Genomic DNA, 13,678 nt, shown 5'->3' with positions numbered 1-13,678 from the left:
TTCGATGACTTACTTAATACAACCCCAAAACTCAAGCCCACCCATTTCGGTCAACTCTGTGTTGCCGACATCACCTATGTTGCCACTCAACAAGGGTGGGCCTACCTCTCACTGGTAACAGATGCCGCCTCAAGAGTCATAGTAGGTTGGCAGCTCCATCCCACCTTATCCAAGGACGGCCCCATAGAAGCCATGAAGAAAGCTATCGACTTCTATAGAGTCAACCATGTCAACCTAACAGGGCTCATCCACCACTCCGACCGAGGCACTCAATATTGCTGCAATGAAATACATTGCGCTATTGAAAGACCTAGGAATAAGAGCCAGTATGACTCAAACAGGCGACCCTCTACACAATGCCCTAGCAGAGAGAATCAACAACACCGTAAAGAACGGATGGCTCTTTGAAACACAAGAAAAGAGCTTCGAGGAAGTAAAGCAACTCGTGCAAAAAGCCGTTGATATATACAATCGAGTACGCCCCCATCAAAGTTTAGAAAAGAGGACACCTCTCGAAGAAATGAAACGCTTATTAGAACAAGCAGCATAGCACAATGTCTCTCGGGGGCTACTCGCCCCCTGCCGACAGCATCCCCTCGGTGTTTTTCATACCTCTAGCTGCCATCGCAAATAAAATAGAAAGCCAAATAAATTAAAAATCCTTATCTTTGCCACCATAAGGCAAGTGTCAACCTAAAACAGATTTAGGAAACAACAATGACAACCTCCGCTAAACTTAACTTCAGGAGCTGTCAACCAAAAGATATTTTAACAAACAGAACTGTCAACCTTTTTCAGGACAGAGCAGTTTAAAAGCTGTTTTTTCCTTATTCTATTTGAAAACACAATAAGACTGTCAGCCGACATTCTTATTACATTTGAAAATATCTTTATTGTATTTTTTCTTTCTCCTCTGAAACTTCAAAATTTCCCTATTGTAGTAGTGCGTTGAATCTATGCTCTTTTCTTGTCAGCAAAATTTGATTCTATTCAATTCTTGTAGATATAGATTTCGGGATTTCTTTACAATCTTCTTTTTTGTTTGTCGTATGAAAGTTCTTAAGTTTTGCACAAACTCTTTTGTGTCTTTTTTATTCTTACTAATTGTGAGATTCCGTTATCTTAGAAACAATTTATCTGTAATATCTATGATATGAGATCTATACAAAACTCTCGCTATAATTTGTTTATTTTATTTTTGTATCTTTGAAGCATACAACAGGAATCCTCCTTTCCAGATTTGCCGATATATTGCAGGTTTACCGCAAGGGCTGGCAGTTCTTTTTTCAAATGACTAAGATAATCGATAAGAATCCCATTCATGGTATAATGGAGATAGCCTACACCAAAGATAACAAGCTGAGATCTCCCACTATGAAAAGTTTGGGACTTGCTTTAGTTTTTTTCGGCTAGAAGTTTTAGATCATTTGTGTAGTTATACAAAACGAAAGCAAAGAAGAGTGGATGAGCCCTGCTTCTTTGCCTCCGTTTTATGAAAGCTAATATTATTAGAGTGCATTCCATTTGCCGCCCACAAGCCTCCACTGGATTTTTACATCGTTCCAGTATGTAGGCCAACCACCAAAGATTCCTCCTAGGAATAATGCATGAATCTTGTGCCAACCTTTGGCTAATGCAATTTCACAATTCTCTCGCGTGTCGCGTGGGGCGTATACTCCTGAATTGTCAATATAGAGTGTGCCGTCAATACTTACTTGTGTGAGCAAAGAAGAAAATTCATACACACCCGTCTCTGGAACATAGAAGAACCCTTCTGCAGTTGCAGCGTAATTCTTGACGTTGCGCACATCGCTAGGAACGTTTGTTAGAGTGCGTACAACTTCAATGCGATCTGCCTTAAGGGTTGAGTCGGCCTTTGCATTTTTTAGCTGTTGAGGAGTTCTATATTCTCCCTTGTATTTACGAATTATGTAGCCTTTTATGGTAGGAGTACTGAGTGCGAAAAGGGGAGTTTGTTTGTTAATTTCAATCTTACGCACATTGCTGAGTAAACCACATGGAAGAAGAGTTGCAGTATTTAGCGTTGTGTTTTGATCAATTTTGATTGGCCCCGTATAGCGCGTTGAATGCGCGGTAGGTGTTGTTCCGTCAAGTGTGTAAACAATCGGGAGATTTCGTTGAGAGGTTAAAGCAACAGTACGTGAATGGATAAAAGCTAGCTTGTTGGAACTAATTCCTTCAACACTGGGAGCTGGAATGTAGAAATTGATGTGACGTTCTTTGAGGCGTAGCGTAAAATCGTTATCAAGACGACGTTGGAAATCAGAGAAATCTTTATTGCTTTCTTTCGTCCATCCTACTTCTGCCAAGGCAGCTCCACGCGGCCAAAGTCTATTTTCTAATGCTGCTGGACCGAGGGTGTATTCTGTCCAATTGTTTCCTTGAACACCTAAAACAAGTGAATCTAAACCTTGTGTAGACAGAGCAGAAGGTACAGGATTATAGGCATAACACTTATCTAGTGGAGCATATCCTCCGATGCTTGTAGGTTCATTCATGAAATCGCCTTGGTAATGATCGAAGTACAGACCATGACTTCCTGGCGTCATGATGACACTATGGCGTTTCTGAGCTGCAATGATACCACCTTCTTCTCCACGCCAACTCATAACAATAGCATCTTTGGGCAGATTTCCACCTTCAAGTATTTCATCCCAACCTATGATGCGCTTGCCCTTTGTTTGTAGGTATTTTCCAATGCGTTCGATGACGTAGTCTTGTAACTGAGCTTCTCTAGTGAGTCCCAGAACTTTCATGCGAGCTTGGCAACTATCACATTTTTCCCATTCAATGCGCGGACTTTCATCGCCACCAATATGGAAATAAGTCGAAGGAAATAGCGGCACAAGCTCATCTATCACGTTATTCAAGAAGTTAAACATATTTTCTCGGCCAGGGCACATTACAATGTCCTCGACCCCCCAAATGATTCGTGGTGTTATCTCTTCTTTATTGCAGGATAGGTCAGGGTAAGCCGCAATAGCTGCAAGTTCGTGACCTGGAATTTCTAGTTCAGGGACCACTTCTATATGGCGTGCTGCAGCATAGGCCACAATCTCACGAATTTCTTGTTGAGTATAAAAACCTCCATATTTGTTTCCTTCTGCATCTATTCGCCATGCTCCCACATCGGTGAGTTTTGGATAGCGCTTAATTTCAATGCGCCACCCTTGGTCGTCAGTTAAATGCCAATGAAAGCGGTTTAACTTTAGCGAAGCCATTATGTCAAGTTGCTTTTTGATAGCAGCAACGGGCATAAAGTGACGACTAACATCAACCAAAGTTCCGCGCCAAGAGAAGCGAGGTTGATCTTCGATTCTTACCATAGGGATTTTGAGTGGCCAGTTAGGCGTGCGTGCATTGGTTGATTCTACAAATGGTGGGAATAATTGAAGTAACGATTGATAAGCCCAAAAGAGACCATTTTCTGAAGATGCAGAAAGTTTTACTTGTTGAGGAGTTACCTCCAAGAGATAGGCTTCTTTTCCCTTTATTGTTGGATCAATAGCAAAAAGAATAGAAGATGTTGCTGCTTTGTGAGAACTCTTCAATCGAACGCCTGTAGATGTTTGCAATTTCTCTATAAAGGCTTGAGCAACTCTACTTGCTCCTTTTCCTTTGCCTTTCGAAATGACAACAGTTTGAGGAGATAGTTGAAAACTGCCACTTCCCTCCTCAACAATCGCAGGGCGTGGGATGATGTTTACTTGTCCCATAGAGGGAAGCAAAGACAGCGCAAAGAAAAGAACTGTGAGAACTTTTTTTATCATTTTTGTATAGTTAGATGTAATGTCTGCGAAATTACGTAATATTTTTTGATTTTCTTTAGAATAACTAATCCAAGAAGAAAAGTGATTTCCTTATTCCATAGATAAATACTAACTTTGTAGCAGAATAAAGATAACCAAAATGGAAGGAAAGAAAAACTCTCCTATATATATATCAGGTCCTTGTGTTATAGAATCGACAGAGTTGCTTGAGCTGGTTGCGCAGGAATTAGTTCGGATTCGTAACGCTCACGGAATAGATATAATTTTTAAGGCTTCTTTTGATAAAGCTAATCGCACATCTCTATCTTCTTTTAGAGGCCCAGGACTGGAGAAAGGACTTCAGATGTTGTCGGATATAAAGTTGCGTTACCACTTAAAACTAACGACAGATATTCACGAAAGTTATCAAGCTAAAGCAGCAGGAGAAGTTGTAGATATTTTGCAAATACCTGCATTCCTTTGTCGTCAGACAGATTTGTTAGTAGAAGCATCTCGGACAGGATGTGTTGTTAATATCAAAAAAGCACAGTTCCTTTCTGGCAGTGATATGAAGTATCCTGTTGAGAAATGTCGTAAATCAGGAGCTAAAGAAGTCTGGTTGACAGAAAGAGGAAATTCCTTTGGCTATAACAATCTAGTAGTAGATTTCAGAAATCTTCCTTTAATGGCTCAATGGTCAGACCGCATAATTATGGATTGTACGCATAGTGTTCAACGGCCTGGGGCTGGAGAGGGGAAAACTGTTGGCGATAGACAATTTGTACCAATGATGGCACATGCAGCTAAGGCTTTCGGTGCGGATGGTTATTTTTTTGAAACACATCCACAGCCTGATATGGCTCTTAGTGATGGCCCTAATATGCTTCCACTTAATGATTTGGAAAATCTCATTGTAGAATTAAGTAATTAGTTGTCTTATGAGTAAGTATATAGATGTAGCGATTCAATGTCTTAGAGAAGAATCAGAAGCCATAAAGGAGTTAATTCCTTATGTCAATGAAGATTTTGATAAAGCTATTCGCCTTATTTTAAATTGTCAAGGCAAATTGATTATTACAGGCGTTGGAAAGAGTGGACATATAGGAGCTAAAATTGCTGCAACACTTTCTTCTACGGGTACTCCTAGTTTCTTTGTTAATCCCCTTGATGTTTTTCATGGAGACTTAGGCGTGATTACTGCTGATGATGTAGTATTAGCAATTTCTAATTCTGGACAAACAGATGAACTATTGCGCATCCTCCCTTTTCTTCTTGATATGAAGATACCTGTAATAGGGATGTCGGGCAATCCTTGTTCACAACTATCTGAATATTCAACTGTTCATTTGAATTGTGGTGTGAAAAAAGAAACAGGGCCTTTGGGCTTAGCTCCAACTTCGTCTACAACGGCACAACTAGCGATGGGAGATGCTTTGGCGTGTGCTCTTATGGCTGCTCGTAACTTTCAGGCATCTGACTTTGCCCACTTTCATCCTGGCGGTTCTTTAGGGCGTCGGCTACTTACACGGGCAAGGGATGTGATGCGTACAGAGGATTTACCAGTAATTCCTCCTTCTATGAAGATGGGGGAAGCTGTTATACATGTTAGTAACGGCCGTCTCGGACTTTGTGTTGCAGAGGAGGACGGCAAAGTGGTTGGAATCATCACAGATGGCGATGTACGACGTGCTATTCAGTCCTCTCAAGATAGTTTTTTCCAGAAGACAGTGGCAGACTTTATGACGCGCTCACCAAAGACTGTAGGAGTAGAAACAAAGATTATGCAAATTGAGGAAATCCTGCAAGAAAACAAGATTCATTGTGTTTTAGTTGTCGATTCAGAAGATCATTTATTAGGTATTGTTGATACGTTTAGAACACAACTTTAAGTGGTTGTAAATGATTCTAATATTCATACATTTTTCTGAATATCTGGGTAAAGAATAGCAGATGTGTAAATACAATAAGGATAAGAAAATAAATAATAATAACAAACTCTTTTCACAATTAGGGATGTGTCAAAGTCGCTTTAAACACATCCTATTATTGTCTTTGCTCTTTGTACTTCCTTCTGTATTGAGGGCTGCACAAACGGACTCTCTCGTCTTCACAACAAATAATAGGATTGTTATTTTCAAGAGTGGACAAGAAAAGTTTTCAGATCTTTTTGCTGCAATTCGGCAGGCAAAGAAAAGTATTCATCTTGAGTATTTTAATTTTAGAAATGATTCTATTTCTGCAGCTCTCTTTTCGTTGTTAGAGCAAAAGACAGAAGAAGGGGTAAAAGTACGAGCTATCTTTGATGGCTTTGGTAATGCATCCAATAATAGACCTTTGAGGCGTAGACATTTGGATTCATTGAATAGGCATGGAATTGAAATATATGAATTCGATCCATTAAGATTTCCGTATGTAAATCATATCATACCGCGGGACCATCGAAAAATAGTAGTAATAGATGGAATTATTGCTTATACGGGGGGTATGAATGTTGCTGACTATTATATTAAAGGAAAGTCTGAATTTGGTGCTTGGCATGACATACATGCTCGTGTAGAAGGTGATGCTGTGGGGCAATTGCAAAAGGCCTTTTTAGACTTTTGGAATCTTTGGACTCAGCAAAATATCAATGGCGCACAATTTTATCCTGGATATCGTGATGCCACACAAGAGTTTTCTCATTTGGCATCTGATACGTGTAGCTCAGCAGGTAGAAAACGTATTGCTGTCGTTAATCAAGGTCCAGGATGTCCCAAGAAAATTATTCATACAACATTCTTGCAGCTCATCAATAACGCAAAAACGCAAATACAAATAATAAATCCTTATTTTACGCTTTGTCACCATATTCGGAGAGCACTCAAGCAAGCAGTAAAGCGGGGAGTCGATGTGCAAGTGATGGTTTCTGCCAAGAGTGATATTCCTATAACTCCACGCATTGTTGAACATAATGCTCATCGGCTTATGAAGAAAGGAGTTAAGATTTATTTTTTTGAAGGAGGTTTCCATCATAGTAAGATAATGATGGTAGATAGTATATATTCTTTTATCGGTTCTGCTAATTTGGATAGTCGTAGTCTATCTTTCGATTATGAATGTAATCTTTTAATCAAAGATAAACCTACAACTGAAGTATTACAAAATATTTTCAAAAAAGACAGAGACGAGAAATGCTGGCTATTAACTCCTAAAACATGGAAGGAAAAGTTTAAACCTTCCCGACGCTTTGCTGCATGGTTTTGGCAGTGGCTTGCTCCGTTTGTGTAGTTTTCTTTTAATTACGATTTAATTGCAGAATAGAAATGGATTCTTTTGATTATAATGACGGATATAATAGAAGCCTCTTTTACAAACAGAATGGACCAAAAGAGGAGAAAATAGAGGAGACAAATCCTTCTATAGGTGATTCATATGCTACACCAGCTAGGGATACAACTTTTTCAATATGTAAGGCTTTAGCAATTATTTGTGTGGTATTATCTCATGCGGGAGGTCCTTCGTGGCTCTTAAATATTGTATTCCAGTTTCATGTTCCAGTCTTTCTCATTTGTGCAGGATATTTTTTTAATACCAAGTACCTCAACGATGAAAAAACTTATATAGCAAATCGTATTAAAGGTTTATATTTCCCGTTTGTACGCTGGTCGATTTTTTTTCTGGTATTCCACAATTTTTTGTTCTATTTGGGGATTCTCAATGAACAATATGGAAATGCTAGCGGGGGAGTAACTCATCCATATAATTTTACTCAGTTTTCTCAACGTCTGTGGAGTATAGTCTTCAATATGTCGGGATATGATGAATTCCTGGCTGGTGCTTTTTGGTTTTTCAGAGCTCTCTTTATTGGTAGTATTGCTTTCTTGTTACTTTATAAGATTTGCGTGTGGTTTTTTGTAAAAAATGGGAAAGAAGCTTCTAAATTCTTCATTGGTGGAATAATTCTAGGCATAAGTCTGCTGATGGCTACTTGGCTTATTCTTGGTAATCTAAAGATTACAGGTATTAGCCAGGGGGGATATCGCGAAGTAATGGTGGTTTGCTTTATGGCTATTGGCTATATTTTTCGACAAGCCATTGATAAAGCGTGGTTAGATAAGATTCAGAAAGAGCGATTTGGCGTCATCTTAAAAATCTGTTTGCCTGCATTTCTCCTGCTGATTTTAGGATCTATATTTTTTCCTTCAAGCATGACTTACCGACCTGATTTCTTAGGTTTTCTGTCGTTGCCTTTTACAGGACTTGCAGGTTTCCTTTTGCTCTATTATTTCAGTATCTGGTTACGAAAAAAAGAACATATCTTGAAGCGGATACTGATCTATTTAGGAGAAAATACGCTGTATGTTTTTGCATTCCATCTTTTGGCTTTTAAGCTGGTTGGTATTCTAAAAGTTATAAGTTTGAACCTTCCATGGGAAATGATAGGAGGGCATCCTGTTGTGATAGAAGGAGCTGGACATGATTTCTTTTGGTTGATTTATCTTCTCGTAGGTATTTTCGGTCCTTTAGTTTGGATTTGGACATATCGCAAACTTGAGTCATATTTTGGATTTACCTTGTCTTATAGCAACTTGCTAAATCAAAAAATAATCAATGTCGTATTCTTCACTACTTTTAAAGTTTTGTGTTTTATAACCCTTAGAAGTTGGCGCTTTCTTTGTACTCTTTACAAGGGTGTTTGGCTTTTCTTTTCGAATCTGGTGCAAGGCGTTAAGGATATAATAAAAGCATCGAGTCCTGAAGATGAGTAGACGAAAAAAGACATTTAATGAATCGTATTATAGCAGTGTTCATAATAACTTAAATTTGAGATGTTATGTACAGAACCCTTTGTTTTCTTTACTTACTTTTTGCAATATTAAATTTGGCAAATGGTACACCAGTAGTGGGTGATTCAACAATTATTAAGCGACCTCGAATAGGTTTGGTACTTGGAGGAGGTGGTGCAAAAGGTGCTGCAGAGGTTGGAGTTTTGAAGGTGCTCGAAGAAGAAGGAGTACCTGTTGATTATATTGCAGGTACAAGTATTGGTGCCATAGTGGGAGGCTTATATAGTGTAGGATATCGTGCCGATTCTTTGAGAGTATTGCTGCGTAATGCCGATTGGCAGCAGCTATTAGCAGATAAAAGGTTGAGAATTGCTGAGACGTTTAATTCTAGACAAAGTAATGAGACATTCTTAATCTCTGTGCCTGTACCTTTCCTAAAATCTCACAGTGTAGCAGCTTCTACCCGTGGTTTTGTTGAGGGGAATAATCTCTACAATTTCTTTTCGAAATTGACAATTGGTTATCATAGGATGCATTCCTTCAAATCTTTGCCTATTCCTTTTACTGCTATTGCTACAGATCTTAAAACAGGTCAAGAAATAGAAATGGATAGTGGGTCTTTACCCCTAGCTATGCGTTCCAGTATGTCTATTCCTGGTTTTTTCGAACCAGTCCAATATGGAAGTCATCTTCTTGTAGATGGCGGAACGATCAATAATTTCCCTGTAGATGTTGTAAAAAAAATGGGTGCAGATATTATTATAGGAATAGATCTTAGCCAACAGACACGGTTGCAGGGAGAAGAATTGAAGGGGCTCGCTGCTGTTATACATCAACTTGTGAATATTATGGGGCAGCAAAAGTATAAGGCCAATACGAAAGTATTGAAAGAGAGTAATACTGATATCTACATCAATCCCAACTTGAAGGAGTTCGGAACAATGAGTTTCTCTCAGACGGCTATTGACACAATGTACAAGCGCGGTTATGAGGCAGCCGATTCTCTTCGTTACAAATTTCGAAAGCTCCGTGAATCTTTAGGCATTGCTAAATCTAACAATGTTTTCTCCACAGATGTTCAGCACCATTCTTCTCCTGATTTCTATAGTATTGAGAATATAAATTTTTATCTCTTAAATGCTGATTCAACTTCATCTTATAACTTGTTACAAGATGAGAAAAATCATAGACTATTATTGCAACGGTCACAACTGGTAGAACATTCTATCATTGATCAAGTTCAATTGGAAAAAGCTGTTGAAATGCTTCGGGGCATGGGAATTTTTTCTTCTGTCCAATACACATTGTCAAGTGTTGCTCCCTACAATCTGGATTTTTATCTTGACGCTAGTAGTGATGCTAGGATCAGTGTGGGAGCACGATTTGATAATGAGTTTGTTGCTTCAGTCCTAGTAAATATGTCTAATCTTAATGTTTTTTCTGGACAGCATCATTATTCATTTACTGCCCGTCTTTCTAAATTACCGTATTTTAAAGCTGAGTATTTCTATGGTCATCTCTTTGGAGCCCGTCTTGGGATTTCTTATAAGTATCAATATAATAATTTTGATGCGTATGTGGAGAGAGAAAAAATTGCAGGTTTAGATTTTAATCAACATTCATGTAGTCTCTTCTATTTGCAATCACTACGAAACTTCCAACTTTCAGCAGGAGCTTTATTCGAATATTTTCATTTTCGCCATTCACTATTTCAAGAAAAGTATTCTAAGAATAAACAAAACAATGCACATTTCTTGAACTATTTTGTTCAGCTTTCAATGGACAATTTCAATCGTCGATATTTTCCAACACGTGGTTGGACAGCAGATGCTTTAGGAATGTTGCACACAGATGATGGCTTTGGTTATAAGCAAAAAGCTCCTTTCTTGTCTGTTTCTGTTACAACTTCAGCTGCATGTCCTCTTACCTCGCGTTTTACTTGGATACCAAGTGTGCGTCTCCGTTTTCTCCTTGGTGATAATATGAATTTTGTGTATTCAAATGTGATAGGCGGAAACTTTAATGGTATGTATATGCCACAGCAACAGGTTTGGGCCACAGCAACACACTTAAATCTGATCAATAATAAGTTTGCAGCAGTTTCTTCAACCTTTCGTTATCGTTTGCAGAATAATATATATATGAGTGCAATAGGGGAGTATGGTAAAACATCAAAAGATTTTAATGGACTTATTCGTGGTCATAATCTTTGGGGCATAGCTCTCCAAGCTGCTTATGATTTTATTCTTGGTCCACTTAGCTTGCAAGTAAACTATTCCAATATTTCTAAATCTTTCTCTTGGTATGTTAATGCTGGATTCTATTTTTAAAGCTTCATATTTGTCTGTATTTTTTCACGAATGATTAGATTTATAGATATTTATCAAAATACTGACCAAGGGAAATAAAAGAAATTTTGCTTTTAAGAAGACTTCAATGCAATGTATAAGAGTGTCGATGCGGCTTGTTACTGTGCTCAAAACGCTTAAAAAGTGGCTTATTTCCAAAAAGCATATTATAATTACGTTCTAAAATGTAGTTATGGAATTTTAATTTGTAACTTTGCCACAATAAAGAAGAATAACTAATTGAAGATAAATGATAGATCAAGACAGAATTTTAAAGGTCGATATTGAAAAAGAGATGCGACAATCTTATATCGACTATTCTATGTCAGTGATTGTTTCCCGTGCACTACCAGACGTTCGCGACGGCTTTAAGCCTGTGCAACGCCGTATCTTATATGGTATGATGGGGTTGGGAAATACGCATGACAAGGCCTATAAAAAGTCAGCACGTACAGTAGGTGAAGTTTTGGGTAAGTATCATCCTCATGGCGATAGTAGTGTTTATGGTGCGCTTTGTCGTATGGCCCAAAATTGGAATCTACGCTATCCCTTGATTGATGGTCAGGGAAATTTTGGTTCTATTGACGGCGACTCGCCTGCTGCAATGCGTTATACCGAAGCTCGCTTGAGCGTTCTCGGTGAGATGATGATGCAGGATTTGGACAAGGAGACTGTTGATATGATGAATAACTTCGATGATACATTGAAGGAGCCAACAGTTCTACCAACGCGTATTCCTAACTTTCTTGTCAATGGTGCCACAGGTATTGCTGTAGGTATGGCAACAAATGTACCAACTCATAATCTTGGAGAGGTTATTGATGGTGCAATAGCTTATATCGACAATCCAGAAATTGATGTGGAAGGTTTAATGCAGTACATTAAAGCACCAGATTTTCCAACAGGAGCATCCATTATGGGGCTGCAAGGTGTTCGTTCTGCCTATCAAACTGGTAAAGGGCGTATTGTTCTACGCGCGAAAACAGATATAGAAAATGGTCCTCAGCACGACACTATTGTTGTTAGTGAAATTCCTTATGGTGTTAATAAGGCTGAGCTTATTCGCGATATAGCCAATCTTGTTAATGACAAGAAGATTGAAGGTATTTCCAATGTAAATGATGAATCCGACCGTGAAGGTATGCGAATCGTCATTGATGTAAAGCGTGATGCTAATGCCAATGTTGTTTTGAATAAGTTATTTAAGATGACAGCGTTGCAAAGCAGTTTTGCCGTTAATTGCATTGGTTTGGTTCACGGACGCCCAAAAGTATTAACGCTGAAAGACTGTATCTCTGTTTTTGTTGATCATCGTCATGATGTAGTAATCCGTCGTACGCAATATGAATTGCGCAAGGCTCAAGAACGAGCACATATTCTTGAAGGCTTAATCATAGCTAGCGACAATATCGACGAGGTTGTTCATCTCATTCGTTCAAGCAAAACTCCTTCAGAGGCTATTGAAGCTTTGAAGAATCGTTTCGAGCTTGATGACGTTCAAGCAAAGGCTATCGTAGATATGCGTTTGGCGCAGCTGACAGGTTTGCAACAAGAGAAACTTCATGCAGAATATGTAGAATTGGAACGTAAGATTGAATACTTCAACCAAATCCTTACAGATGATGATCTCTGCCGCAAGGTGATAAAGGACGAACTCATCGACGTAAAAGAAAAATATGGCGATGAACGTCGCACAGAGATCAAGCTGAGCGCAGAAGAGTTTAATCCAGAGGATTTCTATGCTAATGATGAAATTGTGATAACAATTTCTCATTTGGGATATATTAAGCGCACGAATCTTGATGAATTCCGTGCCCAAGCGCGTGGAGGTGTTGGTAGTCGCGGTGGTACTACACGCGATTCTGATTTTATAGAGTATATTTATCCTGCAATGATGCACGATACGATGCTCTTCTTCACTGCATGCGGCCGCTGCTATTGGTTGAAGGCATATGAACTTCCGGAAGGAACAAAGAATGCAAAAGGTCGTGCTATTCAGAATATGCTCAACATCGAAAAGGATGACGCCATTAATGCCTGCCTCTATGTGAAGAAACTCTCTGATGCAGAGTTCTGCAATAGCCACTATGTTGTATTCTGTACGAAGAATGGTACGATAAAGAAGACCTCTCTATCCGATTATAGTCGTCCACGTGCTAATGGTGTTATTGCTATCAACATTCGTGAGGATGACCGCGTTGTGAGTGCTGTTCTTACTAATGGGACTGACGAACTTGTTATTGCAAATAGAAATGGCCGTGCCATTCGTTTCAATGAAGATTCCGTTCGCGTTATGGGACGTACAGCAACGGGTGTCCGTGGTATTACGCTTGATGAGGCAGACGATGAAGTAGTAGGAATGGTTTGTGTGAACGACCCTGATAAAGAAACTATTATGGTTGTCAGCGAGAAAGGATTTGGTAAGAAGAGTGCCATTGAAGACTATCGTAAGACAAATCGTGGAGGTAAGGGGGTAAAAACTCTCCAAATTACGGAAAAGACTGGTAAGGTTGCTGCCATTAAGAGCGTTACAGATGATGACGACTTGATGATTATTAATAAGAGCGGTATAGTCATCCGTCTGAAAACTTCAGAAGTACGCGTAATGAGTCGTGCTACGCAAGGTGTAAAACTTATCGATCTCAAGAAGAGAAATGATATGATTTCTAGTGTTTGTAAGTGTCCTACTTCCACGGAAGAGGATGAAGAATTTATTGATGAAAATGCTGAAAACCTAGAAAACCTAGAAAACAATCAACAAATAAATACGGAAGAATAACCATACATATTAAAT

At 38.9% G+C, this 13,678-nt stretch carries 9 protein-coding genes; 8 read left to right on the top strand and 1 reads right to left on the bottom strand.

The annotated features are described in order from the left end of the window. A partial coding sequence (locus FHS60_RS09225) for a DDE-type integrase/transposase/recombinase (RefSeq protein ID WP_183697863.1) occupies positions 1-408 on the top strand: 408 nt, incomplete at its 5' end. Then, on the top strand, positions 329-550 hold the full coding sequence (locus FHS60_RS10550) for an integrase core domain-containing protein (RefSeq protein ID WP_183697861.1): 222 nt from the start codon (positions 329-331) through the stop codon (positions 548-550). The genes FHS60_RS09225 and FHS60_RS10550, both read left to right, overlap by 80 nt. 958 nt (positions 551-1,508) lie before the next feature. Here FHS60_RS10550 and FHS60_RS09215 read toward each other — a convergent pair. Then, a complete protein-coding gene (locus tag FHS60_RS09215) occupies positions 1,509-3,791 on the bottom strand; it encodes a family 20 glycosylhydrolase (RefSeq protein WP_183697859.1) in 2,283 nt (760 codons plus the stop codon). Between the two features lie 139 nt (positions 3,792-3,930). Between FHS60_RS09215 and kdsA the strand changes: the two genes are divergently transcribed. The 6 genes from kdsA to gyrA all read left to right on the top strand — a co-directional run bounded on the left by kdsA (position 3,931) and on the right by gyrA (position 13,663). Beyond that, a complete protein-coding gene (gene kdsA / locus FHS60_RS09210) occupies positions 3,931-4,701 on the top strand; it encodes a 3-deoxy-8-phosphooctulonate synthase (protein ID WP_183697857.1) in 771 nt (256 codons plus the stop codon). A gap of 7 nt (positions 4,702-4,708) precedes the next feature. Then, on the top strand, positions 4,709-5,659 hold the full coding sequence (locus FHS60_RS09205) for a KpsF/GutQ family sugar-phosphate isomerase (protein ID WP_009346536.1): 951 nt from the start codon (positions 4,709-4,711) through the stop codon (positions 5,657-5,659). Between the two features lie 61 nt (positions 5,660-5,720). Then, entirely contained in the window at positions 5,721-7,037 is a 1,317-nt protein-coding gene (locus FHS60_RS09200; RefSeq protein ID WP_183697855.1) for a phospholipase D-like domain-containing protein, read from the top strand. 35 nt (positions 7,038-7,072) lie between these two features. Continuing rightward, the gene (locus FHS60_RS09195) at positions 7,073-8,518 is read left to right on the top strand and encodes an acyltransferase family protein (protein WP_183697853.1); all 1,446 of its coding nucleotides are present in this window, start codon (positions 7,073-7,075) and stop codon (positions 8,516-8,518) included. A 65-nt stretch (positions 8,519-8,583) separates the two neighbouring features. Continuing rightward, positions 8,584-10,866, top strand: coding sequence for a patatin-like phospholipase family protein (locus FHS60_RS09190; RefSeq protein WP_221189664.1), 2,283 nt, complete (start codon positions 8,584-8,586; stop codon positions 10,864-10,866). Positions 10,867-11,134: 268 nt separating this feature from the next. Beyond that, entirely contained in the window at positions 11,135-13,663 is a 2,529-nt protein-coding gene (gene gyrA, locus FHS60_RS09185) for a DNA gyrase subunit A (protein WP_183697849.1), read from the top strand. The last annotated feature ends 15 nt before the right edge of the window (positions 13,664-13,678 follow it).

It is taken from the genome of Alloprevotella rava, from assembly GCF_014195585.1.
Classification (GTDB): Bacteria; Bacteroidota; Bacteroidia; order Bacteroidales; family Bacteroidaceae; genus Alloprevotella; species Alloprevotella rava.
The sequence above is the reverse complement of the archived record's forward strand: the minus strand, read 5'-3'. Positions and strand labels throughout refer to the sequence as shown.

What these genes read in the sequence shown, in the direction of transcription:
- FHS60_RS10550 (WP_183697861.1), top strand. Translation starts at nt 329, where the DNA reads ATGACTCAAACAGGCGACCCTCTACACAATGCCCTAGCAGAGAGAATC.
- FHS60_RS09190 (WP_221189664.1), top strand. Translation starts at nt 8,584, where the DNA reads ATGTACAGAACCCTTTGTTTTCTTTACTTACTTTTTGCAATATTAAAT.
- kdsA (WP_183697857.1), top strand. Translation starts at nt 3,931, where the DNA reads ATGGAAGGAAAGAAAAACTCTCCTATATATATATCAGGTCCTTGTGTT.
- gyrA (WP_183697849.1), top strand. Translation starts at nt 11,135, where the DNA reads ATGATAGATCAAGACAGAATTTTAAAGGTCGATATTGAAAAAGAGATG.
- FHS60_RS09200 (WP_183697855.1), top strand. Translation starts at nt 5,721, where the DNA reads ATGTGTAAATACAATAAGGATAAGAAAATAAATAATAATAACAAACTC.
- FHS60_RS09215 (WP_183697859.1), bottom strand. Translation starts at nt 3,791, where the DNA reads ATGATAAAAAAAGTTCTCACAGTTCTTTTCTTTGCGCTGTCTTTGCTT.
- FHS60_RS09205 (WP_009346536.1), top strand. Translation starts at nt 4,709, where the DNA reads ATGAGTAAGTATATAGATGTAGCGATTCAATGTCTTAGAGAAGAATCA.
- FHS60_RS09195 (WP_183697853.1), top strand. Translation starts at nt 7,073, where the DNA reads ATGGATTCTTTTGATTATAATGACGGATATAATAGAAGCCTCTTTTAC.